Annotated in this window: 25 protein-coding genes; 19 read left to right on the plus strand and 6 right to left on the minus strand. The window is 73.9% G+C overall.

Annotation, left to right across the window (positions count from 1 at the left end; genetic code table 11):
• Positions 1-32 precede the first annotated feature (32 nt).
• The 4 genes from CK505_RS07670 to CK505_RS07685 all read left to right on the plus strand — a co-directional run bounded on the left by CK505_RS07670 (position 33) and on the right by CK505_RS07685 (position 4,842).
• Entirely contained in the window at positions 33-2,246 is a 2,214-nt protein-coding gene (locus CK505_RS07670) for a heavy metal translocating P-type ATPase (RefSeq protein WP_095650686.1), read from the plus strand.
• Between the two features lie 70 nt (positions 2,247-2,316).
• A complete protein-coding gene (locus CK505_RS07675) occupies positions 2,317-2,988 on the plus strand; it encodes a DUF305 domain-containing protein (protein WP_017831870.1) in 672 nt (223 codons plus the stop codon).
• 79 nt (positions 2,989-3,067) lie between these two features.
• Positions 3,068-3,343, plus strand: a complete 276-nt coding sequence (locus tag CK505_RS07680; protein ID WP_095650687.1) for an SHOCT domain-containing protein — start codon at positions 3,068-3,070, stop codon at positions 3,341-3,343.
• Positions 3,340-4,842 (plus strand): multicopper oxidase family protein, encoded by a 1,503-nt coding sequence (locus CK505_RS07685; protein WP_095650688.1) that lies wholly within the window; start codon positions 3,340-3,342, stop codon positions 4,840-4,842. The genes CK505_RS07680 and CK505_RS07685 overlap by 4 nt, the downstream gene beginning before the upstream one ends.
• Positions 4,843-4,930: 88 nt before the next feature.
• Here the strand turns inward: CK505_RS07685 and CK505_RS07690 are convergent, their stop codons facing one another.
• Both CK505_RS07690 and CK505_RS07695 read right to left on the minus strand, forming a co-directional pair.
• Entirely contained in the window at positions 4,931-5,338 is a 408-nt protein-coding gene (locus tag CK505_RS07690; RefSeq protein WP_017831873.1) for a four-helix bundle copper-binding protein, read from the minus strand.
• 260 nt (positions 5,339-5,598) lie between these two features.
• A complete protein-coding gene (locus CK505_RS07695; protein WP_017831874.1) occupies positions 5,599-6,024 on the minus strand; it encodes a hypothetical protein in 426 nt (141 codons plus the stop codon).
• Between the two features lie 133 nt (positions 6,025-6,157).
• Here CK505_RS07695 and CK505_RS07700 point away from each other — a divergent pair, with 133 nt between their 5' ends.
• From CK505_RS07700 to CK505_RS07755, 12 genes are all read left to right on the plus strand, one after another.
• On the plus strand, positions 6,158-6,973 hold the full coding sequence (locus tag CK505_RS07700; RefSeq protein WP_095650689.1) for an ATP-binding cassette domain-containing protein: 816 nt from the start codon (positions 6,158-6,160) through the stop codon (positions 6,971-6,973).
• A complete protein-coding gene (locus CK505_RS07705; protein ID WP_255250913.1) occupies positions 6,970-7,803 on the plus strand; it encodes an ABC transporter ATP-binding protein in 834 nt (277 codons plus the stop codon). Before CK505_RS07700 ends, CK505_RS07705 begins: the two co-directional genes overlap by 4 nt.
• Positions 7,803-9,353 carry an ABC transporter substrate-binding protein gene (locus CK505_RS07710; protein WP_095650690.1) on the plus strand — a complete coding sequence of 517 codons (1,551 nt, stop codon included), beginning with the start codon at positions 7,803-7,805 and terminating at the stop codon, positions 9,351-9,353. The genes CK505_RS07705 and CK505_RS07710 overlap by 1 nt, the downstream gene beginning before the upstream one ends.
• 20 nt (positions 9,354-9,373) lie before the next feature.
• Positions 9,374-11,233 carry an ABC transporter permease subunit gene (locus tag CK505_RS07715; protein ID WP_095650735.1) on the plus strand — a complete coding sequence of 620 codons (1,860 nt, stop codon included), beginning with the start codon at positions 9,374-9,376 and terminating at the stop codon, positions 11,231-11,233.
• A 73-nt stretch (positions 11,234-11,306) separates the two neighbouring features.
• Complete coding sequence (locus CK505_RS07720; RefSeq protein ID WP_017831879.1) at positions 11,307-12,128, plus strand: metal ABC transporter ATP-binding protein; 822 nt, start codon at positions 11,307-11,309, stop codon at positions 12,126-12,128.
• 2 nt (positions 12,129-12,130) lie between these two features.
• Entirely contained in the window at positions 12,131-13,042 is a 912-nt protein-coding gene (locus tag CK505_RS07725) for a metal ABC transporter permease (RefSeq protein WP_035924571.1), read from the plus strand.
• A gap of 2 nt (positions 13,043-13,044) precedes the next feature.
• Positions 13,045-13,434, plus strand: a complete 390-nt coding sequence (locus tag CK505_RS07730; protein WP_109222976.1) for a Fur family transcriptional regulator — start codon at positions 13,045-13,047, stop codon at positions 13,432-13,434.
• A 59-nt stretch (positions 13,435-13,493) separates the two neighbouring features.
• Positions 13,494-14,501: a metal ABC transporter substrate-binding protein gene (locus CK505_RS07735; protein ID WP_095650691.1), complete on the plus strand. Its 1,008-nt coding sequence runs from the start codon at positions 13,494-13,496 to the stop codon at positions 14,499-14,501.
• Positions 14,502-14,642: 141 nt separating this feature from the next.
• Complete coding sequence (locus CK505_RS07740; protein ID WP_095650692.1) at positions 14,643-15,899, plus strand: MFS transporter; 1,257 nt, start codon at positions 14,643-14,645, stop codon at positions 15,897-15,899.
• Positions 15,883-16,248 (plus strand): helix-turn-helix transcriptional regulator, encoded by a 366-nt coding sequence (locus tag CK505_RS07745; RefSeq protein ID WP_255250914.1) that lies wholly within the window; start codon positions 15,883-15,885, stop codon positions 16,246-16,248. The genes CK505_RS07740 and CK505_RS07745 overlap by 17 nt, the downstream gene beginning before the upstream one ends.
• A 52-nt stretch (positions 16,249-16,300) precedes the next feature.
• On the plus strand, positions 16,301-17,023 hold the full coding sequence (locus tag CK505_RS07750; protein ID WP_095650693.1) for a response regulator transcription factor: 723 nt from the start codon (positions 16,301-16,303) through the stop codon (positions 17,021-17,023).
• 53 nt (positions 17,024-17,076) lie between these two features.
• Entirely contained in the window at positions 17,077-18,156 is a 1,080-nt protein-coding gene (locus CK505_RS07755; protein ID WP_095650694.1) for a cell wall metabolism sensor histidine kinase WalK, read from the plus strand.
• A 23-nt stretch (positions 18,157-18,179) separates the two neighbouring features.
• Here the strand turns inward: CK505_RS07755 and CK505_RS07760 are convergent, their stop codons facing one another.
• The gene (locus CK505_RS07760) at positions 18,180-19,409 is read right to left on the minus strand and encodes a heparan-alpha-glucosaminide N-acetyltransferase domain-containing protein (RefSeq protein ID WP_369680086.1); all 1,230 of its coding nucleotides are present in this window, start codon (positions 19,407-19,409) and stop codon (positions 18,180-18,182) included.
• Between the two features lie 750 nt (positions 19,410-20,159).
• On the opposite strand from CK505_RS07760, the gene CK505_RS07765 reads away from it, so the two are divergent.
• Positions 20,160-20,483 carry a hypothetical protein gene (locus tag CK505_RS07765; protein ID WP_095650696.1) on the plus strand — a complete coding sequence of 108 codons (324 nt, stop codon included), beginning with the start codon at positions 20,160-20,162 and terminating at the stop codon, positions 20,481-20,483.
• Here CK505_RS07765 and CK505_RS07770 read toward each other — a convergent pair.
• Positions 20,480-21,526, minus strand: a complete 1,047-nt coding sequence (locus tag CK505_RS07770) for a hemolysin family protein (RefSeq protein WP_095650697.1) — start codon at positions 21,524-21,526, stop codon at positions 20,480-20,482. The genes CK505_RS07765 and CK505_RS07770 overlap by 4 nt on opposite strands.
• Positions 21,523-22,926 (minus strand): hemolysin family protein, encoded by a 1,404-nt coding sequence (locus CK505_RS07775; protein WP_229587810.1) that lies wholly within the window; start codon positions 22,924-22,926, stop codon positions 21,523-21,525. The genes CK505_RS07770 and CK505_RS07775 overlap by 4 nt, the downstream gene beginning before the upstream one ends.
• A 219-nt stretch (positions 22,927-23,145) precedes the next feature.
• Between CK505_RS07775 and CK505_RS07780 the strand changes: the two genes are divergently transcribed.
• Both CK505_RS07780 and CK505_RS07785 read left to right on the plus strand, forming a co-directional pair.
• Positions 23,146-23,520 (plus strand): hypothetical protein, encoded by a 375-nt coding sequence (locus CK505_RS07780; protein WP_095650698.1) that lies wholly within the window; start codon positions 23,146-23,148, stop codon positions 23,518-23,520.
• 187 nt (positions 23,521-23,707) lie between these two features.
• Entirely contained in the window at positions 23,708-24,247 is a 540-nt protein-coding gene (locus tag CK505_RS07785) for a hypothetical protein (RefSeq protein ID WP_095650699.1), read from the plus strand.
• Between the two features lie 51 nt (positions 24,248-24,298).
• Here CK505_RS07785 and CK505_RS07790 read toward each other — a convergent pair whose 3' ends face one another.
• A complete protein-coding gene (locus tag CK505_RS07790) occupies positions 24,299-25,522 on the minus strand; it encodes a chorismate-binding protein (protein ID WP_095650700.1) in 1,224 nt (407 codons plus the stop codon).
• Between the last annotated feature and the right edge of the window lie 72 nt (positions 25,523-25,594).

Genomic DNA, 25,594 nt, shown 5'->3' on the forward strand with positions numbered 1-25,594 from the left:
GAGCGGACACCAGTTCTCGCAGGAGGAAGATCATGCGCTCCCCGCACCAGGACCACGGCCGCCCCGCCGCCCCGGAGCAGCCCGCGGACGCCCACGGCCACGAGCAGCACGCCGATGCCGGCACCCACGGACAGGCCATGCCGCACGAGCACGCCCACTCGGCGGTGGACGAGGACCACCAGGTCCACACCCACGGCGAGCACGCCGGGCACTCCACGGCGATGTTCCGGAACAAGTTCTGGCTCAGTCTCGTGCTGGCGGTCCCCGTGGTGGTCTTCAGCCCGATGGTCGGGCACCTGCTGGGCTACTCCGTTCCCGGGTTCCCGGGCTCCACCTGGGTCCCTCCCGTGCTGGGCACCGTCATCTTCGTCTACGGCGGGGCGCCGTTCCTGAAGGGCGGACTCACCGAGCTGAAGAGCCGGCAGCCGGGGATGATGCTGCTGATCGCCATGGCCATCACCGTCGCCTTCGTCGCCTCCTGGGTCACCACCCTGGGGATCGGCGGGTTCGACCTCGACTTCTGGTGGGAGCTGGCCCTGCTGGTGGTCATCATGCTGCTGGGCCACTGGATGGAGATGCGCGCCCTCGGCGCGGCGTCCTCCGCCCTGGACGCCCTGGCCGCGCTGCTGCCCGACGAGGCCGAGAAGGTCGTCGACGGCGACACCGTCACCGTGCCCGTCGCCGAGCTGGCCGTGGGCGACGTCGTGCTCATCCGTCCCGGGGCCCGGGTCCCGGCCGACGGGGAGATCGTCGCGGGGACGGCCGAGTTCGACGAGTCCATGATCACCGGCGAGTCCAAGGCCGTCAGCCGGGCACCCGGCGACACGGTGGTCGCCGGGACCGTGGCCACCGACACCACCGTGCGCGTGCGGGTGGAGGCCGTCGGCGCCGACACCGCCCTGGCCGGGATCCAGCGGATGGTCGCGGCCGCCCAGGAGTCCTCCTCCCGGGCCCAGGCCCTGGCCGACCGTGCCGCCGCGCTGCTGTTCTGGTTCGCCCTGGCCGCCGGCATCCTCACCGCCGTCGCCTGGACGCTGCTGGGCAGTCCGGACGACGCGGTGATCCGGACCGTGACCGTGCTGGTCATCGCCTGCCCCCACGCCCTGGGCCTGGCGATCCCGCTGGTCATCGCCATCTCCACCGAGCGCGCGGCGAAGGCCGGGGTGCTGATCAAGGACCGGCTGGCCCTGGAGCGGATGCGCACCATCGACGTGGTGCTCTTCGACAAGACCGGCACCCTCACCGAGGGCGCGCACGCGGTCACCGGCGCGGTCCCGGTCCCCGGCACCTCGAAGGGCGAGCTCCTGGCGCTGGCGGCGGCGGCCGAGGCCGACAGCGAGCACCCCGTGGCCCGCGCCATCGTCACCGCGGCCGCCCAGGACCCCGAGGCGCAGTGGCTGGGCCTGCGCGGCACCGACCTCCGGTCGGCCACCGGCCGCGGCGTCCGCGCCACGGTGGACGGCGCCGAGATCACGGTCGGCGGACCCAACATGCTGCGCGAGCTCGGCCTGTCCACGCCGGCGACGATCGCCGGTACCACCCGTGAGTGGGTGGCGCGCGGCGCCGGGGTGCTCCACGTCCTCCGGGACGGAGCGGTCATCGGTGCCCTGGCCCTGGAGGACAAGGTCCGCCCCGAGTCCCGCGCCGCCGTGGCCGCCCTGCAGGACAGGGGGGTGCGCGTGGCGATGATCACCGGCGACGCCCGCCAGGTCGCCGAGGCCGTGGGCGCCGAGCTCGGCATCGACGAGGTCTTCGCCGAGGTCCTCCCGCAGGACAAGGACACCAAGGTCGTCGAGCTCCAGTCCCGGGGGATGACCGTGGCGATGGTCGGCGACGGCGTCAACGACGCCCCCGCCCTGGCCCGGGCCGAGGTCGGCATCGCCATCGGCGCCGGCACCGACGTGGCCATGGAGTCGGCCGGGGTGGTCCTGGCCGGCAACGACCCCCGGTCCGTGCTGTCGATGATCGAGCTGTCGCGGGCCAGCTACCGGAAGATGATCCAGAACCTGGTCTGGGCCACCGGCTACAACGTCGTCGCCGTGCCACTGGCCGCCGGGGTGCTCGCCCCGATCGGGATCGTGCTGTCCCCGGCCGTGGGCGCGGTGCTGATGTCGGCGTCCACCATCGTGGTGGCGCTCAACGCCCAGCTGCTGCGCCGCCTCGACCTCGCCCCGGCCCATCTGGCCGCCGTCGGCACCGAGGACCGCCGGGCCCCCGAGCAGGCCGGCACCGTCCCCGCCCGCTGAACCACCCCGACCCCCCGAGACCGAACCCCCGAACCCCCGAACCCCCGAACCGAAGAGAAGGACACCCACCGTGAAGCGTTCCACCACCCTCACCACCCTCGCCCTGGCCTCGGCCCTCGCCCTGGCCGGCTGCGGCACCAGCGGCGCCCAGGAGGGCGCCGGCACGGACGCGGAGACCGCTGCCCCCGCGGCCTCCGCCCCTGCGGCCACCAGCACCGGTGCGGCCTCCGGCGAGCCGATCGCCGCCGAGCACAACGACGCGGACGTGATGTTCGCCCAGATGATGCTCCCGCACCACGAGCAGGCCGTGGAGATGAGCGAGATGCTGCTGGCCAAGGACGACGTCCCGGCCGAGGTCGCCGAGTTCGCCCAGAGAGTCATCGACGCCCAGGGCCCGGAGATCGAGCGCATGAACGACATGCTCACCGCCTGGGAGGCCGAGCCCCTGGCCGACGCCGAGGACATGGACGGCATGGACCACGGCTCCGGGGCGGGCATGAGCGGGATGATGAGCGAGGAGGACATGTCCGCCCTCGAGGACGCCCAGGGCGCCGGGGCCGCCCAGCTGTACCTGGAGCAGATGACCGTCCACCACGAGGGCGCGGTCGAGATGGCCCAGGACCAGGTCGAGCAGGGGCAGAACCCGCAGGCCGTCGAGCTCGCCCGCCAGGTGGTCGCAGACCAGGAGGCGGAGATCGCCGAGATGGAGCAGATGCTCCAGGAGCTGCCGGACGGTTCCTGACCGCCCCGGTGACCGGCGTCGTCGCACTCGTGCGGCGCTCTGCAGGAAGCAACGAACCGATCGATGAAGGAGGACCGCGATGATGTGGGGCGACGGCATGGGAGGGGGCATGGGCTGGATGTGGATCTTCTGGCTCCTGCTGATCGTGGGCACAGTGGTGCTGGTCGTCGTGCTCGTGAAGCTGCTCACCGGGAACTCGGGCGGCGGGACCCGGCAGGGCGGTAGCGCCCCGCCGCCGACGGGCGCGGGTCCGCGCCGGTCCCGGGAGATCCTCGAGGAGCGCTACGCCCGCGGGGAGATCAGCACCGAGGAGTACCGGGAGCGGCTGCGGACCCTGGAGGAGGGCGACCGGTGAGCCCGCTGACCCGCCGGCAGCTGCTGGCCCTGGGCGCGGCCGGCGCCGGCACCGCGGCCGTGGGCGGGGCCGGGCTGTGGTGGACCGGCGGCGGGGGCGAGGCCCTCGGCGGCGGCCGGGAGCTGCTGCAGCCCGAGGTGCTGTCCAGCCGGGACGGGGCCCTGGACCTGGCCCTGGAAGCCGCCCCCGCCCGGGTGCGGATCGGGGCGCGCACCGCGCACGTGCAGGCGTTCAACGGCTCCCTGCCCGGGCCCACCCTGCGGGTCCGCCCCGGCGACACGCTCCGGGTGGCGATGACCAACGGCCTGGACGACCCGACGAACCTGCACGTGCACGGTCTGCACGTCTCCCCAGAGGGCAACGGGGACAACCCCTTCGTGAGCATCGCCCCCGGGGACTCCTTCGACTACGAGTTCGCCCTCCCGGACGACCACACGCCGGGCACCTACTGGTACCACCCGCACCACCACGGGCACGTGGCCGACCAGCTCGCCGCCGGGCTCTACGGGGCCATCGTGGTCGAGGACCCCGACCCCGTCCCGGTGGCCCGGGAGCGGGTGCTGGTGATCTCCGACCTCACCCTGGACGCCTCCGGCAACCTCGCCGAGGTCTCCCCGCCGGAGCAGATGATGGGCCGGGAGGGACAGAGCGTGCTGGTCAACGGTCAGGTCCGTCCCGGGGCCACCGCGGCACCCGGGGAGCGGGAACTGTGGCGGGTCGTCAACGCCTGCCCGTCCCGGTTCCTGCGCTTGAGCCTGGACGGGCAGGACCTGCGGCTCTCCGGCCGTGACGTCGGCCGGCTGCCCGAGGCGCTCGAGGTCACCGACGTGACCCTGGCGCCGGGCAACCGGGTGGAGCTGCTGGTGGACGCCCGGGCTGGCACCTCCACCCTGGTGGCCACCCCGGTGGACCGCGGCAGCATGGACGGGATGATGAACGGCATGACGGGCCCGGGCGGGGACCGTCCCGGCTCCGGCGGTCCGGTCGAGCTGCTCACCCTGGAGGTCGCCGGGGACCCGGTCGAGCAGGCCGGGCCCGTGCCCGCGGGGCCGGCGCCGCGGGACCTGCGCGAGGAGCCGGTCGAGGCCCGGCGCACCCTGGACTTCGCCATGGGCATGGGCATGGGCATGGGCATGGGCGGGATGATGGGCGGCATGCGCGGCCCCGGGCAGATGATGTCCTTCACGATCGACGGCCGGGAGTTCGACGCCGGGCGCACCGACCAGCGGGTCCGGGTGGGCACCGTGGAGGAGTGGACCCTGACCAACTCCAGCCCCATGGACCACCCGGTGCACCTGCACGTGTGGCCGATGCAGGTCGTGGCCGAGGCGGGCCAGGAGGTCTCCGGACCGCGGTGGCAGGACGTGGTCAACGTCCCGGCCTTCGGGGAGGTGACGGTCCGGGTGGCCTTCGACGACTTCGCCGGCCGCAGCGTCTACCACTGCCACATCCTCGACCACGAGGACCTCGGCATGATGGGCACCCTCGAGGCCCGCTGAGGTCCGCTGAGGCCCGCTGAGGCCCGGCGAGAGTGGGGAAGCCCGGTGCGCGGATCCGCGCCGCGCCCGGACCGGCGCCCCGCCGGGCTCAGCCCATCGAGGTGAGGAGGTCGGCGCAGGCCTGCTCGCAGCGGCGGCAGGCCTCGGCGCAGACCTTGCAGTGCTCGTGCATCTCGGCGTGCTCGGCGCATTCGTCCCCGCAGGCCTTGCACGCGGTGCGGCACGCCTCGAGCAGGGCCCGGCCGACCTCGGCGTTGTTGCCGGTCTGACGGGAGAGTGCCTTGCCGGTGGCGGCGCAGACGTCGGCGCAGTCGAGGTTCTTGCGGATGCACTCGGTCAGCTCCGCGACCATGTCCTCGGCCAGGCAGGCGTCGGCGCAGGCGGTGCAGGTCTGGGCGCACTCGAAGCACGCCGCGATGCACTCGGCCAGCTTCTGCCGGTCGATGTTCCCCAGGTCCTTCGGGTAGGTCTCGAGCATCGAGGTCACGTGGGTCATGGTCTCGCTCCTTCGTCCGTCCTGCCGTGGTGCGGACCGGTCGGAACCGGACCGCCGTGCAACCGACAGTAAACTGCCGATCCGGCGTCGTGAAGTCCTGGGCGTTGAAGATTCCGTGAAGAAACCCCCGGCCACGGAGGGGGCGGACGAACCGGTCGGCGCCGGCCGCCGCTGCCGGTCACGCCGGGGCTGTCTCTCCGTCTCCGGCGCGTGCTCCGGCCTCGCCGAGCCGAGCGTCCCGCCTCCGCCGCGCTGACGGCTCAGCGGGTGCGGCGGGACACGGCGGGCGGGGGGCCGAAGCCGCTCACGGCGTCCCGCAAGGACGGCGGTGCGCCGTGCTCGGGCTGGTGGATCCGCTGCGGACCGCCGGAGGCGACCCAGCGGTTCAGCGCCTCCGCCCGCTGGACGTCCTCCAGCCCGCTCAGCCACACGGTGGGACCCACGTGCCCGCTGGGCCCGTCCCGCCGTGCGACGGCGACCAGCGCGGCCATCTCGCACCGGCCCAGGCACGGGGACGAGATCAGGACGGCCCCGGCCGTGCCCCTGACCACCTCCTGGAGGTCCTCCGCCTGCTCGGCGGTCCCGGTCATCCGGCGCAGGCCGGCGCACCGGTGACCCTGGCAGACCGCGACCAGGGGACCGCTGGCGTCGGTGCTGGTCCTGCGCGGGGCGCTCTTGCGGGTCATCGGGTGCCCTCCTGGGTCGGCGAACGAGGTGGCGGGCCGGCGGCTCCTAAACGCGCTGCCGCCGGTTTTGTTGTTGAGAATGAAACTCATTACCATAAGAACTCGTTGAGACCGGTTTTGGCAAGGGGGAAGCATGCGCGGTGCGACCGGAGTGGACGTGCGGGGGCTCGACGTGGCCCTGGCCGGACGGCCGCTGCTGCAGGGTGTGGGCTTCCAGGTGCCCCCGGGTCGGCGGGTGGCCCTGCTCGGCGCCTCGGGCTCGGGGAAGTCCCTGACGGTCCTGGCCCTGCTGGGTCTGCTCGGACACCACTTCGGCGTGCAGGGCTCCCTGCGCGCCGCCGGCCGTGAGCTGCCGTGGCGGCAAGCTCCCGGGCGGCGTCCGGGAATGGCCGCGGTCTTCCAGGACTCCCAGGCCGCGCTGAACCCCGTGGTGCGCCTGGACCGGCAGCTGCTGCCCGCCGTGGCCCGCCGGCGCCGGCTCGGTGCGGCGGCCGCCGGCCGGGTCGTGGCGGATCTGCTCCGCGAGGTCGGCTTCGAGGACCCGGCGCGGATCCTGCGGGCCCACCCCTCCCAGCTGTCGGGCGGGCAGCGGCAGCGGGTGTGCCTGGCGCTCGCCATGGCCGCCGCACCGGACCTGCTGGTGGCCGACGAGCCGACCACGGCGCTGGACATGATCAGCCAGCGCCACGTGGTCGAGGCCCTGCGCCGGTGCACCGGCGCAGGCCGCGGCGGGCTGCTGTTCGTCACCCACGACCTGGCGGTCGCCGCCGACCTGTGCGACGACGTCGTCGTCCTGGACCGGGGACGGGTCGTCGAGTCCGGTCCGATCCAGCAGGTGGTCGGATCGCCGCAGGCGCCCTTCACGGCGGCCCTGGTCGAGGCCGCCCGCACCGGTCTCCGTTCCGCTGCGGCTCCGCCGGTTGCCGCCTCGCTGGGCGTGGCCTCGTGAGCCGGGCGGCGGAACCCGCCGTACTGCACGGTGTCGGGCTCACCAGGAGCTACGGCACGCGCTCCGGCGCCGTGGCCGCGGTGCGCGGCGTCGACCTCGCGGTGCGCGATGGGGAGTCGCTGGGCCTGGTCGGCCCCTCCGGATCGGGCAAGTCCACGCTGCTGTCCCTGCTGCTGGGCGTCGAGCGCCCAGACCGGGGCGAGATCCTCTTCGACGGCGTTCCCCTGACCGGCCGGCAGCAGCTCCGGCGGGCCAGGCAGGCCGTGCAGTACGTCCCGCAGGACCCCGCGTCCAGCCTGGACCCGCGGCGCAGCGTCGAACGCCAGCTGCGGGAACCGCTGCGCCGCTTCCGCATCGCGGGCGACCACGCCCGAATGGTCCGGGACGCCCTGGAACGGGTCGGCCTGGGCGCCGAGCACCTGGACCGGCGCGCCCACGAGCTCTCCGGCGGTCAGGCCCAGCGCGTGGCGATCGCCCGGGCCCTGGTGACCCGGCCGCGGATCCTCCTGGCCGACGAGGCGGTCAGCGGCCTCGACCTGCCGCTGCGCCACCAGGTGCTGGACCTGCTCAGGGAGCAGCACGTCCAGGAAGGACTGGGGCTGCTGTTCGTCTCCCACGACCTCACCGCGGTCCGCTTCCTGTGCCACCGCGCGCTGGTGCTCGACCGCGGGCAGGTGGTGGAGGAGGGCCCCGTCGACCGGCTGCTCGAGGCGCCGCGCCACCCGACCACGCAGGAGCTGGTGGATGCGGTTCCGCACCTGGCCCCTGAGCCGGCGGCCGCACCATCCCTGTCACCCACCACCGATCACCACGCCGAAAGGGCCTCCTGATGCCACCCCGCCCCTCCGCTCCCCGTCCCGCCGCTCGTCGCACCGGCCTCGGCCTCGCCGCGGTCAGCCTGCTGCTGCTCACCGGCTGCTTCGCCGAGGGCTCCGGCACCTCCTCCACCGGGGGAGCCGGCGGCTCGACCGACGGCCGGATCGAGCTCGCCATGCTGCAGCCGCCGCGCTCGGGGCTGTCCCCGCTGAGCGACGACGCCTTCAAGCTCTCCCGCTGGTCCACCGCCGAGACGCTGGTCCGGCTGGACGAGGCCGGGGAAGCCCAGCCGATGCTGGCCACCGAGTGGGAGCAGCTCGACGACACCACCTGGTCCTTCACGATCCGGGACGGCGTCACCTTCCACGACGGCACCGAGCTCACCGCGGAGAACGCCGCCGCCTCCCTGGCCCGGGCGGTGGAGGCGGAGCCGGCCCCGCGCATCCTCGACGGGGTGGAGATGAGCGTGGCGGCCGAGGGCGACACCGTGCGGGTCACCACCGCCGGGACAGACCCGCTGGTCCCGCAGCGGCTGTCCAGCCCGCAGCTGTCGGTCCTGGCCCCGGCCGCCTACGAGGGCACCGCCGTGACCCCGGTGGGTCACGGCACGGGTCCGTTCGAGCTCACCGCCGTGGACGGCACCTCCGGGGCCACCCTGGAGCGCTACGACGACCACTGGGCCGGCGCCGCGGCGGCGGCCGGCATCGACGTGTCCTTCGTGCCCGACGGCGCCACCCGGGCCGCCGCGTTGCGCACCGGCGAGGCCGACGTCGTCGAGGCCGTGCCCGTGGGCCAGGCCGCCCAGGTCGAGGAGGACCTCCTCGAGGAAGTGCCGATGCCGCGGACCAACACGCTCTACCTCAACACCGAGGACGGGCCGTTCGCCGACCCCGCCCTGCGCGCCGCCGCCCGGGAGGCCCTGGACCCGCGGCGCATCGTGGACGGGGTCTACGAGGGCCGGGCCGACGTGGCCGCGGGACTGCTGGGCCCGGCGATCCCCTACGCCGCGGAGGAGCGGGACGCCGACGCCTACCGCGAGGCGCTGGCCGACCGCGCCGAGGCCGGGGACCCGGCCGGGCGGACGATCACCATCGGCACCTTCACCGACCGGGCCGAGCTGCCCGAGGTCGCCGTCCAGCTCCAGCAGCAGCTCGAGGCCGCCGGCTTCGAGGTCGAGCTCGAGGTGCGCGAGTACCAGTACATCGAGGCCGACGCCCTGGACGGCGACTTCGACGCCTTCATCCTCTCCCGCGCCACGGTGCTCGACTCGGGCGACCCCGTGGCCTACATGGTCAGCGACTTCGGCTGCGAGGGCTCGTTCAACCTCTCCCGGTTCTGCTCAGGGACCGTCGACGACGCCCTGACCGCCGCGGAGCAGGCCGCTCCCGGCGAGGAGCGCCAGGAGGCGATCATGGCCGCCGAAGCGGCGATCCTGGCCGAGGACGCGGCGATCCCGATGCTGCACGAGCGCGTCATCCAGGGTGAGCAGAGCGGCGTGGAGGGCGCGGTCCGCGATCCGCGCGAGCGCGAGCTGATCACGGCCGAGACCGCCGTCTCCGAGTGACGGGCCGTGTGAAGGGCCGGGTGAGGGGACGGGGAGGGGCGGCGGCCCTGATCTCCCGCGCCGCGGCCTTCGCCGCCGTCGTCGTGCTGATCGGGGCCCTGCCGTGGCTCTCGGGCAGCAGCCCGGAGTACACGGTGCTGCGCGCCCGCTACGCGGACCGGCCGGCCACCCCGGAGGTGCTGGCCCAGATCCGCGCCGAGCTGGGCCTGGACGGCGGCCCGATCGCCGTCTTCGCCGAGTGGGCGTCCGGGGTGCTCACCGGGGACCTCGGCACGTCCTGGATCAGCGGGCGTCCGGTCCTGCCCGGCGTCCTGGAGGCCATGGGGGTGTCCCTGACGCTGATGGGCGCGGCCCTGCTCGTCGCCCTGCTCGTGGCCGCCCTGACCTGTGTGCCCACCGTCCGCAGCGGGCTCGCCGGGCGCCCCGCCCGCGGGGCCGGGGCGGCGGCCGCCGCGCTGACCGCGCTGCCGGAGTTCCTGCTGGCGGCGGTGCTGCTGATCGTCGTGGCCGTCTGGGCGGGCTGGCTCCCGCCCTATGGATGGCAGGGGCCCGAGCACGTGGTGCTCCCGGCCCTGGCGCTCGGCCTGCCCGGGGGCGGGCTGATCGGCCGGCTGCTCTCGACCGCCCTGGCCGGCGCCTTCACCGAGCGCTGGGTGCACACCTGGGCCGTGGCCGGGCACTCCCGGCCGCGGATCGCGCTCGCGGCGCTGCACCGGTCCCTGCCCGGGGTGATCGGGCAGATCGCCCTCGTCGTCGTCGGACTCACCGGCGGGGCGGTGCCGGTCGAGGAGGTCTTCGCGATCCCCGGCCTGGGCCGGACCCTGCTCGGGGCCGCGGCGGCCCAGGACATCCCCGCTCTGCAGGCGGGGATCCTGCTCCTGCTCGTGCTCGCCGCACTGTGCGGGGCGCTGGCCGCCCTGGCCCGCCGGGCGCTGCTGGGGCCGGCCGCCCGCTCCGGGGACCTGCCCGTCCCGGGGCCGCCCTCGGGGCGGCGCCGGGCGTGGTGGACGGTGCCGGCCGTCTCGGGGGCCCTGCTGCTGGGACTCGTCGTCGCCGGACTGCTCCGGGACCCCTACGCCTCCGCCCACGGGCGGCTCGAGGCGCCCGCCTGGGCGCTCCCGCTGGGGGCCGACGCGTCCGGCCGCGACGTCCTGGCCCGCGTGGGCCACGGCGCCCTGGACACCCTGGGCCTGGCCCTGGTCGTGGTCGCTGCCTGCCTGGTCATCGGTCTGGCCGTCGGGATGACCGGGACGTGGTCCACCGGGCCCGTCGAGGTCACCAACGCGGCACCGCCGATCATCGCCGGCATCCTCGTCGTGGCGGTGGCCGGCCCCTCCGCGGCCGGGGCCGCCCTGGCCGTCATCCTGGTGAGCTGGGCACCGCTGGCCGCCCACACCGCCGCCCTCGTGGCCGAGATCTCGGCCCGGCCCTACGTCCGGGTGCTGCCCCTGCTCGGGGTGGGCCGGACCCGCATCCTGGCCGGGACCGTCCTGCCCACCCTGCTGCCGGAGGTGACCCGGCACGCGGTCCTGCGCCTGCCCGGCACCGCCCTGGCCATTGCCGGCCTCGGCTTCCTGGGCCTGGGGCAGCAGCCGCCGGCCCCGGAGTGGGGGCTGCTGCTGACCGAGGGCATCGGCTACGTCGAGCGCGCCCCCTGGACCGTGCTCGGGCCCGCGGGTGCCCTGGTGCTCGCCTCCGTCCTGACGGTCTCCGTCTCCAGCGCCGACGTCGCGCGGCGGACGGCCCGTCCTGGGCGGGGGCCTGCCGAGGCGGGACCTGCCGAGACGGGACCTGCCGCCACGGCGTCTCCTGCCGCGCTGTCCGTTCCGCGCCGCGGGGAGGACGCCGTGCGGTCCGCCGTGCAGCCGGCGCGGCGCTGATCCCGGAGGCACCGGTCCGCCGCGGAACCGTGCCGAATTGACCATCGTTCTCATTTTCTTGAGAATGGCTCTCATGAAACTTCGATCCACGCCGGAGGCACCGGCCCCCGCGGACCGCTCGGCGATCCGCACGGAGGACCTCACCGTGGTCCTGGGCGCCACTCCGGTGCTGCGCGGGGTGGACCTCGCCGTGGCCGAGGGCGAGGCCGTGGCCCTGATGGGCGGCAACGGCTCCGGGAAGTCGACCCTCATCAAGTCCCTGCTCGGCATCGTGCCCGTCGACTCCGGCGAGGCCCGGCTGTTCGGCGCCGACGTCACCGGCGCGCGCCGGGCCGTGCCGTGGTCGCGCATCGGCTACGTCCCCCAGCGCGTCGGCGTCGGCGCCGGGGTGCCGGCCACCGCGCTCGAGGTCGTGGCCTCGGGGCTGACGGGACGCCGGCGCCTCCGCCCCGGCCCCGGGGCCCGGCGCGCGTGCCTCGACGCCCTGGAGCAGGTGGGACTGGCCGACCGGGCGGGCGAGAGCGTGGCGATCTTCTCCGGCGGCCAGCAGCAGCGGGTGCTGATCGCCCGGGCGCTGGTGCGGCGGCCCCGGCTGCTGCTGCTGGACGAGCCCCTGTCCGGGGTGGACCAGGTCTCCAAGGAGGCCATGGCCCGCATCCTGGCGCAGCTGCAGGCCGACGGCACCACGCTCCTGGTGGTGCTCCACGAGCTGGGCGAGCTGGCCCCCCTGCTGGACCGCGCCGTGGTGCTGCGCCACGGGCGCATCGTCCACGACGGCAGCCCTCCGCTGCCGGCCCCCGGGCACGACGCCCCCGATCACGAGCACCTGCACCCCCACGGGGACGAGCACTCCGCCGTCCCGACCGCCCCCGATCTCCACGGAAAGCCCCAGTGACCATGATCGAGACCCTCGCCGCCATGCTGGCCAGTCCGCTGATGCAGCGCGGCCTGCTGATCGCCGCCCTCGTGGGCGTCTCCGCGCCGGTGATCGGCACCTACCTGGTCCAGCGGCGCCTGGCGCTGCTTGGCGACGGCATCGGCCACGTCGCCCTGACCGGGGTTGCTATGGGCTGGCTGGCCGGCTCGGCGGCCGGACTCACCCCGCACGACGCCCTCGCCGTGCCCGGGGCGGTGGTCGCCGCGGTCATCGGCGCGGTGCTCATCGAGGTGATGCGCACCAAGGGGCGCACCAGCGGCGACGTGGCGCTGGCCCTGCTGTTCTACGGCGGCATCGCCGGTGGCGTGCTGCTGATCGGGCTGGCCGGCGGCACGTCGGCGAACCTCACCGGCTACCTCTTCGGGTCCATCGCCACCGTCACCCCCCTGGACGTCTGGCTCACCGCCGGGCTGGCCGCGGTGGTCCTCGGCCTCGGGCTCGGACTGCGCCCGGCGCTGTTCTCCCTGTGCCACGACGAGGAGTTCGCCCTCGCCACCGGTCTGCCGGTGCGGGCGCTGAACATCATGGTGGCCGTCATGGCCGCCCTGACCGTCTCCGTGTCGATGCGCGTGGTCGGCGTCCTCCTGGTCTCCGCCGTGATGATCGTCCCGGTGGCCGTGGCCCAGCTGGTCACCCGCTCCTTCGCCGGGACCATGGGGACGGCCATGGCCGTCGGGGTCGGGGTCTGCGTCACCGGCCTGTCCATCACCTACTTCCACCCGCTGTCCCCCGGGGCCACGATCGTGGTGCTGGCCATCGCCTGCTACGTGCTGGCGCTGCTCCTCCGCCCCCTCCTGGGGCGCGCCCGGCGCCACGGCGCGCCGGATCGCCTCCACGACGTCGAGGACGACCTCCAGCTGCGAGGAGCGTGACCGTGTCCCGGACCACCCGGCAGCGCTCCGCCCTGGCCGAGCTGCTCGAACGGACCCCGGAGTTCCGCTCCGCCCAGCAGCTCCACGCCCTGCTGGGGGAACAGGGGGAGTCCGTCTCCCTCGCCACCGTCTACCGCAACCTCGGCGCCCTGGCCGAGGCCGGGGAGGTCGACGCCCTCGCCGCCCCCGGCGGGGAGACCCGGTACCGCCGGTGCCGGCGCACCGAGCACCACCACCACCTGGTGTGCCGCCGCTGCGGCCGCACCGTGGAGGTGGCCGAGACCGCCGTCGAGCGGTGGGCCGCCCAGACCGCCCGCCGGCACGGGTTCACCGAGGTCTCCCACGCCATCGAACTCCACGGGACCTGCGAGGCGTGCCGGCACGACGTCTGAGGGTCGGCCCATCGCGGCTGTTTTGACAATGATTCTCAGATTGACTGAGAATTGTTCTCATGACCCTGTCGCGTGCCCTCGTCGTCCCGCTGTCCCTGACCGCCGCTCTCGCCCTGTCCTCCTGCGCCTCCGGCTCGGGTGACCCGTCGACCGCCACCGCGGGTGACGCCGGGGAGACTCTGAGCGTGCAGGCCTCCTTCTACCCGCTGCAGTACGTCACTGAGCGCGTCGGCGGGGACCTCGTGCAGGTGGAGTCGTTGACCCCCGCCGGTGCCGAGCCGCACGACCTGGAGCTGTCCCCCGCCGCCGTCGACGGACTGCGCACCGCGGACGCCGTGGTGTACCTGTCCGGGTTCCAGCCGGCGGTCGACGACGCCGTGGCCCAGGCCGCCCCCGAGCACGCCCTCGACGCGGTGCACGCCGGGGTGGAGGGCGAGGAGGCCCACTCCGCCGAGGAGCACGAGGCGGCCGAGGCGTCCTACAGCGGAGAGGCGCACAGCGAGGAGAAGCCCGCCGAGGAGCCCGCCGGTGACGACGGGCACGGCCACGAGGGGGAGGACCCGCACTTCTGGCTGGACCCGGACCGGCTCGCCGCGGTGGCCACGGAGGTCGCCCACGAGCTGGCCGAGGTCGACCCGGACAACGCCGCGGCCTACGAGTCCAACGCCGAGGAGCTGGCCGAGGAGCTGGCCGCCCTGGACGAGGAGTTCACCGAGGGGCTGGCCACCTGTGAGCGGGACACCATCGTGGTCTCCCACGACGCCTACGGGTACCTGGCGGACAAGTACGACCTCGAGCAGGTGGCCATCTCCGGGCTCGACCCCGACACCGAGCCCTCCCCGGCCCGGCTGGCCGAGATCGGCAAGGTGGTCGAGGCCGAGGGCGTCACCACCGTGTTCTCGGAGTCCCTGGTCAACCCGAAGGTCGCCGAGACCCTGGCGGCCGAGCACGGGATCGAGACGGCGGTCCTGGACCCGGTGGAGAACCAGTCCGACGAGAGCGCCGACTACCAGCAGGTCATGCGCGACAACCTCGAGGCGCTGCGCACCGCGCTGGACTGCGCCTAGGAGCAGGAGCAGGAGCAGGGGCGGCCCGGTCCGCCCCGTGCCCCGGCCCACCGGCCCTCCGTGCGACGGGCGGTCATGAGCGATCGGCCCCTGCTACCGTAGACGTGCATATCAGCGCACGTGTGCACGCAAAGGGGTCCCATGCTGACCGTTCTGGGGAACAGGGTCTATCGGCGGCTGTTCACCGCCCAGGTGGTGGCGCTGCTCGGCACCGGTCTGCTGACCGTGGCACTGGGACTGCTGGCCTTCGACCTGGCCGGAGCCCGCGCCGGGGCGGTGCTGGGCACGGCACTGGCGATCAAGATGATCGCCTACGTGGGGGTGGCCCCCGTGGTCAACGCCGTGGTGGCCCGTCTGCCCGTGAAGCCGGTCCTGATCGGCGCCGACATCGTCCGGGCGGCGATGGCCCTGTGCCTGCCGCTGATCAGCGAGGTGTGGCAGGTCTACGCGGTGGTGTTCGTGCTGCAGGCGGCCTCGGCGACCTTCACCCCGGCGTTCCAGTCGGTGATCCCGGCCGTGCTGCCGCGGGAGCGGGACTACACGAGCGCCCTGTCCCTCTCGCGGCTGGCGTACGACCTGGAGGCGCTGGTCAGCCCGGCACTGGCCGCGGTGGCGCTGAGCGTGCTCACCTACCACGACCTGTTCCTGGGCACCGCCGGAGGTTTCGTGGTCTCCGCTGTGCTGGTGCTCGCCGCAGCGCTGCCGGCAGGGGCGGCCGGGCCCGGAGAGCAGGGGTCCGTGTGGTACCGGACCACTCTGGGGGTGCGGATCTTCTGGAGCAGCCCGCACCTGCGCTCCCTGCTGGCCCTGGACCTCGCGGTGGCAGCCCCGACCGCCCTGGTGCTGGTGAACACGGTGGTCTACGTCCGTGAGGTGTTGGGGCGTCCCGAGACGGACCTGGCGGTCGCCCTGGCGGCCTTCGGCATCGGGTCCATGGTGGTGGCGCTGTGCGCTCCCGCGGCGCTGGAGCGGTTCGGCAACCGGCTGGTGATGCTCACCGGCGCGGGCACCATCCCGCCGGTGATGCTGGCCACCACGATCCTGTCCTTCCGGGCCGGTGCGGACACCGGGTGGTGGGCGCTGCTGGGCCTGTGGGCGCTGCTGGGCGCGGCCACCTCGGCGGTGCTCACGCCCTCGGCCCGCCTGCTGCGCGACGCCGCGGACGAGGCCACCCGGCCGTACGTTTTCACGGCCCAGTTCTCCCTCTCCCACGCCTGCTTCATCCTCACCTATCCGGTGGCCGGGTGGATCGGCGCCTCCTCGGGGCTGGGCTGGTCGGCGGCCGTGCTGACGGTGGTCGCCGCCCTCGGGGCCGGTGCCGCGGCCGTCTCCTGGCCGCGGCACCCGCCGTGCACCATCGTGGTGGGGGAGGATGGGAACCGTGAACACCACGACTGAGACCAGCGCGGGCGCCGCGTCCCTGCGTCACGAGGTGGATCCGGGCCCGGAGCACCTGGCGGCCGCGAGCACGACGCTGCGGATGCTGGCCGAGCCGACACGCCTCCACCTGCTGTGGCTGCTGACCCACGGACCCCGCAGCGTCACGGAGCTCACCCGAGCCACGGGGGCGCCCCGCACCGTGGTGAGCCAGCACCTGGCCAAGCTGCGGCTGTCCGGGATGGTCGAGACGCACAAGGACGGCCGGCACGTGATCTACTCCGTGCCCGACGGGCACCTGGTCCGCCTGATCCGCGAGATCTTCAACCACGCCGACCACCGGATCACCGGCGAACCCGTCCACGACTGATCCGTGCCCCGCCGCCCGGTCCTGGACGGGCGGCCCTGCCGAAGGAGCCGACATGCCCCCACCGCCTACGGGCCGCGTCCTGGTGGTCGACGACGAGGTCGACCTCGCGCAGCTGGTCGCGGGCTATCTGCGCAAGGCGGGGCTGGACGTCGCGGTGCGCCACGACGGCACGGAGGCGGTCGCCGCGGTGCGGGAGTACGCGCCGGACGTGCTGGTGCTCGACCTGGGGCTGCCGGGGATCGACGGGATCGAGGTGTGCCGTCAGGTGCGGACCTTCTCGGACTGCCACGTGCTGATGCTCACCGCCCGCGACGACGAGGTCGACAAGATCGTGGGCCTGTCGGTGGGAGCCGACGACTACGTGACCAAGCCGTTCAGCCCGCGCGAGCTCGTGGCCCGGGTGCAGGCCATGCTGCGCCGGGTGCGCACCCGCCCCGTCCCGGCGCCCGCGGAGCCGGCGGGCCAGGACCAGGGTCTGGTGATCGGGGACCTGGTGGTGGACGAAGCCGCCCGGGAGGTGCACCTGGCCGGGGAACCGGTCCTGTTGACCCGGATCGAGTTCGATCTGCTGGCGGCCCTCGCCGCCCACCCGAATCTGGTGCTCTCGCGCCGGCAGCTGGTGGAGACGGTCTGGGACACCGCCTGGACCGGGGACGCGCACCTGGTGGACGTGCACATCGGGCGGATCCGCAAGAAGCTGGCCGATACGGCCGCCTCCCCGAGGTTCATCCACACCATCCGCGGGGTCGGCTACCGGATGGGCACCGGGCGATGAGCACCATGGTCTCGAACCGTACCCGTCCCTGGGGGCCGCTGACCGTTCGGCTGATGCTGGCCCAGACCGCGGTGCTGCTGATCGGGCTGCTCATCGTGGTCGTGACCGCGGTGCTGATCGGGCCGAACATGTTCTACCAGGAGCTCATCGACGTCGGGCACGCCGACGAGGCCGAGGGGCTGGTGCACCTGGAGGACGCCTTCCGCTCGGTGAGCCTCACAGCCCTGGCCATCGGGGGGCTGCCGGCGCTCTACATCGCCGGGATGCTCACCTACTACCTCTACCGCACCATCAGACGGTCCCTGGCCGCTTTCAGCACGGCGGCGGGTGAGGTCGCGGCGGGCAACTACGAGGTGCGGGTGACCTCGGCGAAGCTGGGCCCGGAGTTCGACTCCCTGGCCTCCTCCTTCAACGAGATGGCCGCCAAGCTCAGCGCGGTGGACACCACCCGGCGCCAGATGCTCGCTGATCTCGCCCACGAGATGCGCACCCCGCTGGCCAGTCTCAAAGGACACCTGGAGGGCATCGAGGACGGGGTGGTCGCCCTCGACGAGCACACCATCGGGATCCTCTCCGCCCAGATCGCCCGCCTGGAGCGGCTGGCCCGCGACATCCGTCAGCTCACCGCCGCCGAGGAGGGCATGACGCGCCTCCAGCTCACCCCCCAGGACCCGCAGCACCTGGCGGCCCAGGCGGTCGCGGCGATCGAGCCTGACGTGATCGGCAAAGGTGTATCGATCACCTCGGTGAGCACAGGTATGGAGGTGACGGAAGTGCCGTTGGATCCGGAGCGGATGGGCCAGGTGCTGAGCAACCTGCTGGAGAACGCCCTGCGCCACACCCCGCCCGGGGGCACCATCGTCCTGCGCACCGACCACACCCCCGAGGCGGTCACCTACACGGTCACCGATTCGGGGGAGGGCATCAGCGACGAGAATCTTCCGCACGTCTTCGAGCGCTTCTACCGCGCGAACACCGGCCGGGAGGCCCACCGCGGAGGCTCGGGGCTGGGCCTGGCGATCAGCAAGGCCCTGGTCGAGGCTCAGGGCGGGACCCTGGAAGCCACCAGTGCAGGCCCCGGACGCGGAGCCAGCTTCCGCATCAGTCTGCCTCGCCCCCGGCTCACCGACTGAGCCTCAGGAGGGGCCAGTGGCGGCTACCGGTCCGGGGTGCCGGGGCCGCTGTGGAGCACTGCCCGGCGGGTGCCCTTCACGGACAGCCCGATCACCCGTTCCAGCGGTCCCTGGCCCAAGGCCCGGTGCCAGGCCACCGCGAACAGGGCCGCGACCACCAGGTGGATGACGTACCAGAGATAGGGCTGGTCGTAGTGAGCCTCAAACGACAGGGCCACCAGGTGAGCGGTGTACAGGGTCAAGGTCATGACCCCCATCGCGGCCAGCGGCAGCAGCCACGCCTCGGCCTTGCGGGCGATCAGCAGCAGCGCCCCGAGCACGGCCAGGCTGACGCCGAGGCTGGCCGCGATGGCCAGCGGGGTGTTGGTGTGCGGGGTGGCGATCGCCAGCCACCACACCGTGGAGGTCGGCAGGGAGTCCGGTCCCCAGATCAGGACCTCAGCCAGTTCCTCCTCACCAAAGGAGGAGGCCTCCAGCAGCCGCTGGTAGCCGCCGAAGGCGTAGAGCAGGAAGTAGGAGGTGGCCCGGGCGAAGATCGCGATCCCGATGCCGGTCACCAGCAGCCGGATCTGGACCTCCTGCTTGCGCAGGTTCAACCGGCCCAGCCCCATCCCCACCAGCAGGTACGTCATGTACGGCAGAGCCGGGTAGGACCCGGTCAGCAGCAGCTGGGAGGCCGTGGCCCCGGGCTCGGTGACGAGAGTGCTCAGCGTCGGGTTGTAGGAGCTCCAGGCGGGCAGCTGGTCGAGAAGGCCCTGCATCAGCAGCGGGGACACCACCCCGAAGACCGCCGCGGAGGCGAAGAGTACCTTCGGCCCCGCGTGCAGGAACGGGATCGCCAGCAGGAAGAACACCCCGTAGTAGAGCAAGATGCTGTAGGCCGGCGGGTCCTCGGGCATCAGGGCGCCGATCCACAGCCCCACGATCGCGATCAGCACCGCACGCACGGCCAGCCCGATCCGGTCGGCGGTCATCGCCTTTCCCTCGTGCGGGTGGCGTCCCCCGGAGGTCAGAGCCAGCCCGACCCCGGCCAGCAGGGCGAACAGGGCCGCGGAGTCCCCGGAGAACACCCGCCAGGTGAAGCTGGCCTCCCCGGTCTCCTCGTTCCAGGAGGGCAGGATGTGGATGGCCATCAACCCGATCAGCGCCAGCCCCCTCGCCGCATCGATCCCAACCAGCCGGCGCGTGGGCCGGATCAGTGCATCGTCGAGTCCCCCTGGATCGGTTTTCTCCGCTCGTGACATCGCGCTCATGACTCCCCCTGATCAAGCCGGCCCTTCCCGGGCCGGTCGCAGTGTGCGGCCCGTCGGGACCGCGTCCATGGCCCCGGGGTGTCCGGGGCCGATCTGACTTCAGGGTCTCGTCCACGTTCGACGCCCACCTCGCGGGATCCTCAAGATTCCGTCAAGACTTCGCGGGTGTCCCGCTGTGCTGGGCCCGACGGCGGCCGGGACCGGCAGCGGCTTGATGCGGATCGAGACCCTCCCGGTCGAAGGCCGTCAACAGGACCGTCGCCGTGTTCACGTCACAGATCCCAGGGGACGTCCAGGGGGGGTAGGCGCCGGTCACCGGCGGGGACTAATGTGACTGCCCCAGGCCGGGGACCCTCCCGGCCCGTGCGGGGTCGGCCCGCGCAGACCGCCGCGTCGAGGACCCGGCGATGAACACGGACAGGGGCTCCCGCCACCGCGTGGTGTGGCCGGTCTTCCTCGTGGCCGCCCTGTTGTTGCTCGGCGTCGGCAACCAGGTCCTCTACGGGATCGCCGTCCCGGCGGCGGCCCTGGCCCTGCTGCTCGCCGTCCCCGGCCCCCGCCCCCGCTGGGCTCTGCACGTGGACCGGCTGGACCTGGCCGTGGTGGCCGGGCTCTACCTCGGGGTCGTGGCCCTGTTCTGGCTCGCTTTCCGGGTGTACACCCAGCAGAACACCCTGGGCCTGTTCCTGTGCTTCGCCGCCGGGATGCTGCTCGGCGTGGTGGGCCCGGTCGTCTACACCACCTGGATCCGTGGCCGGCATCGGCGGGTCCGCCCTGCTGTACGCCGCCTACCACGTCGGGTACGGCATGGGCGGTTCCGAGATGCTGTTCCTCCTCGGGCTCGGGGTGGTCTACGCGGTCGCCTTCGCCGTGGCGCGCAACGTCGTCGTCCTGTGGCCGCTGCTGGTGCCCCTGGGATCGCTCTACAACAATCTGCAGGGCGGTGACATCACGATGCCCTGGGCGGCGATCCTCGGCTTCGCCGACGTCCTCGGCGTTATGCTCGCCGCCCTCTGGCTGGCGGCGAGGCACGAGCGCCGACGGAAACAGGAGGTCCCGACCCGCGGGCCCTAGCCGACCCGGAGCGTGCGGCTGTCGTCGCGGATCTGCCCGACGAGCTCCTCGAGCATGTCCTCCAGGGTGACGATGCCCTCGGTCCTGCCGCGCTCGTCGAGCACGAGGCCGAGGTGGGCCCCGGAGTTCTGCATCAGGGCCAGGGCCCGGCGCAGGGGCATGTCCCGGTCGATCGTGGGCAGCGCGCGGATCAGGGACGGGTCGATCGGGGTGTCCCGGGCGTCCTCGTCGATCTCGATCAGGTCCTTGATGTGCACGTACCCGGCGAGCTCCCCGAAGACGTCGAAGATGGGGAACCGGGAGAACCCGCCGGAGGCCACCGTCTCGGCCTGGGCGGGGGTGACCCCGGCGGGCAGGGTGGTGACCCCGTCCAGCGGGATCACGATCCCGGTCACGCTGCGCTGCTCGAAGGTCAGGGCCCCGAGCAGCAGCCGCTCGTCGTTGGCCTCCAGCAGACCGCCGTGGCGGGACTCCTCGACCAGGGCCGCGACCTCGTCACGGGTGAACACCGAGGTGACCTCGTCCTTGGGCTCCACCTTCAGCAGCCGCAGGATCACGTTGGCGACGCCGTTGAGCAGCCACAGCAGCGGGCGCAGGGCGGTGACGATGCCCACCAGGACGGGGGCCAGGACCATCGCCATGCGCTCCGGCCCGGCCAGGGCGATGTTCTTGGGCACCATCTCCCCGAACACCACGTGCAGGTAGGTCACCAGGGACAGGGCGATCGCGAAGGCGATCGGGTGCACGAAGGCCTCCGGGACGCCGATCGCGGCGAAGGGCACCTCCAGCAGGTGGGCGATGGCCGGTTCGCTGATGTAGCCCAGGGCCAGGGAGCAGATGGTGATGCCCAGCTGTGCGCCGGCCATCATCAGCGAGACGTTCTCCATGGCCCCCAGGGTCACCTTCGCGGCCCAGGACCCGGACAGCGCCCTGGGCTCGATGATGGTGCGGCGGGCGGAGATCAGGGCGAACTCCGCGCCGACGAAGAACGCGTTGGCGCCCAGGAGCACCACGGTCAGGATCAGGCCGGTGACCTCGCTCATCGGACGGACTCCTTCTGGTGGGCGGGCACTTCCACGGCGCGGTCCTCCGCGCCGTCCTCGGGTGCCGTCCCGTCACCGGGGCGGTGGACGCGGGCGTGCACCGCGGTGATGCGGTGGACGTCCAGCGCGGTGACCTCGAAGGTGATCGTGGCCTCCGGTTCACCGGGCGCGGGGGCGGCCGCCACCGTGACCCGGTCCCCGACCTCGGCCAGTCGGCCCAGGTGCAGGGTCACGAGCCCGGCGAGGGTCTCGTAGTCCTCGTGCTCGGGGACCGCCGCGCCGAGGTGCTCGGCCGCCTCGTCCGGGCGCAGCGCCGCGGAGAGGTCCCAGGACCCGTCCGGCTCCACCGTGACGGGCTCCGGCTCGGGGTCGTGCTCGTCGCGCACCTCTCCGACGAGCTCCTCGACCAGGTCCTCCAGGGTGACCAGCCCGGCGGTGTCGCCGAACTCGTCGATCAGCACCGCCATCTGCAGGCCCCCGGCGCGCAGGGTGTCCATCAGCTCGTCCAGCTCCACCGTGTCCGGGACGAAGGTCACCTCGTCCATGACCGTTCCCACGGTAACGGCGTTCCGCTCGCGGTAGGGCACGGCCAGGCCGTGGCGCACGTGCACCTGGCCCAGGACCGCGCCCTCGTCCGCGTCGAGGACGGGGAAGCGGGAGTGCCCCGAGGCCTTGGCCGCGGCCAGCAGCTCGTGCACGGACGCGTCCGGGGCCAGGGTGGTCATCTGACCCCGGGGGGTCATCACGTCGTGGGCGCGGCGGTCGCCGAAGGCGAAGGAGCGCTCGACCAGCTCGGCGGTGGCCGCGGCCAGCGCCCCCCGCTCGGCGGAGTGGCGCACCAGCCCGGCGAGCTCCTCGGGGGAGCGGGTCGAGGCCAGCTCCTCCTGCGGCTCCACCCCGAGGGCGCGCACGATGCGGTTGGCGTTGCCGTTGAACAGCCGGATCGGCCAGGCCAGAGCTCTGGTGAAACCGCGCTGGAACCCGCTCACCGCACGCGCGGTGGCCAGCGGCTTGGAGATGGCCAGGTTCTTGGGCACCAGCTCCCCGAAGATCATGGTCAGGCCGGTCGCCAGCACCAGCGCCAGCACGATGGAGGTGGAGCGGGCCGCCACCGGGGACAGCCCGGCGTCGGTGAGCGGGCCCACGATCAGGGCGGCGATGGCCGGCTCGGCCAGGAAGCCGATGCCCAGGTTCGTCACGGTGATGCCCAGCTGCGCTCCGGAGAGCTGCGTGGACAGGGTCTTCATCGCCCGCAGCACCCCGCCCGAACGGCGGTCACCCGTGGCCGCTGCGGCCTCGACGTCGTTGCGGTTGACGGTGATCAGCGAGAACTCGGCGGCCACGAAGGCCCCGCAGGCGGCGATCAGGGCCACCCCGAGGAGGATCGACAGGACTTCCATCCGCCCCACCACCTCGTCACATCTGCACGGCCCGAAGGCCGGGGTCTGTCACAGGGCGCGTCGCAGTGGGCGCTCATGATCTCCGTATCTCACTCGTGCACAGGGCGGTCCAGCAACAGGGCCGCAGGAACCAGGAAATCTAGCAATCCCAGCCGGGAGAAGGCTGGGAAAGATGAAAGGCGGATGAGAACCGGCGCAGCCCGCCAGTAGGCTCGGGCCGTGACCGGACTCAGTGGAGCGGCCCTGCTCGAGGTGCTCAGCGCCGCCGCGACCAACGCCGGTCTGGCCCTGGTGGCGGCGGCCGTGATCATCCGCTGCCTGCACGCCCGGTGGCACCGGACCGAGGCGATCCACATCCTCCGGGACGAGGCGCACTGCCTGCGCTGGCACACCACGCGCTACGAGATCCACGAGGAGCCCTGGCACCACCCGCCGGTGCCCGTCCCTGCTCACGGGGCCGAGGTGGTCGTCTGGTTCCACTCCCGGCACCCCGAGCAGTGGAGACTGAGCACCCCGCACCGCCCGGTCTGGGTGCTGGCGGTCTGCGGGGCGGGCCTGGTGCTCCTGGGACTGCTGATGCCGGTGCTGCCGTAGGCCGCGTCCGCCTCGTGCCGCGGTCCGCTTCCTCCCGGCGAGCCTCTCCGCCTCCACCACGGCTCCCGGGGCCGCGCCGAGCGGGGTCGTCCCACGACCGGGCGGCGGCGGCGTAGCGTAGAGCGTCCGGGCGCGACCGCCCCGTCGTCGTCCCACCGCCCCGCCGCCCCGCTAGGAGACATCACCCGTGGAACCCCTGCTGCTGGAGCCCCTCACCCGCTTCCTGACCGTGGAGCACGCCGCGGACCTCACCGGGCTGGCCGCGCGCATCCCGGGCTCGGGGTTCCTCTGCTTCTACCCCAACGACGAGGAGTACACGGGCTTCGTCGACGGCACGGGCCGGCTGTGGTTGCGCGGCGACGACGCCACGCCCGCCCGGGAGCTGCTGGAGGTCCTCGAGCCGCCGTTCCGCATCGCCTATCCGGTGGCCCCGGCCGTCACCGGCGACGAGGAGGCGGTCGTCTCCGCCGGGGTGCTCCAGACCCCCGAGGAGCTGGAGGCCTACCGGGCCCGCTTCGCCGACGTCGAGGGCGAGGCGGACCTCGACCACCAGGCCCACGCCGTGGACGCGGCCGGCCAGCACTGGACCCTCATGGCCGGCACCGAGCCGGGGGAGGTGCTCGCCCTGTGCTTCGGCCGGGACGAGGCGGGGGTGCCCTTCTCCGAGCAGACCACCTTCACCGCCGAGTCCCTGCCCCTGCCGGTCACCGTGGTGGAGCTCGACTGACCGCCGACCCCTCGGTGACGGGGGCCGGTGCCGCTCCCCGGGTGTGACGGGTCAGGCGGCGTGCGGGACCGCGCCGGTCCGCGCCGGCGCGCCGGCGGCCGCCAGCGCCGCCCGCACCGTGCCGAAGTTCGCCGCCGTCTCCGCCAGCGCACCGTCCACGGTGGAGGCGGCGTCCAGCTCCGCGGCGGCGTGCAGCCGGGCGCGCGTGCCGTGCAGGTGGACGCTGCGCAGGACCGGCACCCACTGGCCGTGCCCGGCGGCGTCGGTCCAGCCCACCAGACCCGCGAAGACCCCGCGGGGCCGCGGCTCCAGCTCACGGATCAGGGACAGGGTCTCCCGGTCCGGGGCGCCGGCGGCCGCACGGTGCAGCGCCACCGCGGCGTGCAGCGCGCTGGTGCCCCGGTGCAGCCTGCCGGTGAGACGGGTCGCCAGGTGCCAGGCGGCGTCGGTGCCCGGCACGCTGGGCTGCCCGGGCACGTGCAGGGACGCGGCGAGCGGTGCCAGGCGGCGGGCCTGGTGCTCGACGACGTGCTGGTGCCGCCGCCGGGCGGCGGGGGAGCGCAGCAGGGACTGCTGGGCGGCCGAGTCGCCCGAGACCGTGGGGTGGCGCGCGGCGCAGCCGGTGTGGGGGTGGGAGGCGAAGCCGGTCGGGCGCACCTCGGCCGTCAGCTCCGGGCCCGCACCGAGGACCGTGCCGCCGTCCCGGGGGCGCACCAGGAAGGCGTGGCCGCCGGCGGCGCGGGCCACCAGCTCCTCCCACAGCCGGTCCAGGTCCGCGGGTGCGGAGAGCTGCAGGTCCAGGGCGCGGGCCAGCACCAGGTGCGGGGCGGCGCCGCGGCCGATGCGGTCCAGGGCCTCGGCGAGCGCCTCGTGGTGGTCGGGGTCCGGCGCCGGGGCGGCGGGCACGAGCTGCCGCGCCAGGGGCACCGGGGCCGTGGGCGCGGGGCGGGGCGCCCACACGGGCCGCTCGGCGAGGAACAGGTCGGCCGGCTCGTCCGGATCGAAGGGGATGGTGCCGCACAGCACCGGCCGGGCCTCCCCGCCGGCCCGGGTGCCGGCCACCGCGCGAGTGACCTCGTCCAGCCGGGCCAGGACCGGATCCACGCCGCCGTCCGTGATCCGTCCGGCGGGCAGCTCCCGGTCCCGGCGGGCGAGGAGGATCCCGTGGCGGCCCGCGAACGCGAAGTCGCCCTCGAGGCCCCGTGCGCCGCTCCCTGCCTCGTCCCGGGGCAGGGGAACGGGCGTGCCGGCGGGGGGCGTCGTGCCACGGAGCATGGGCGGAGCCTTCGGTCGAGCGGACGGGTAAGGGTACCCTCAGTGGTTCGTGGCTCGACTGTAGCAGTCCGT

The organism is Kocuria sp. WN036 (assembly GCF_002287015.1).
In the GTDB taxonomy this organism is placed as follows: domain Bacteria; phylum Actinomycetota; class Actinomycetes; order Actinomycetales; family Micrococcaceae; genus Kocuria; species Kocuria rosea.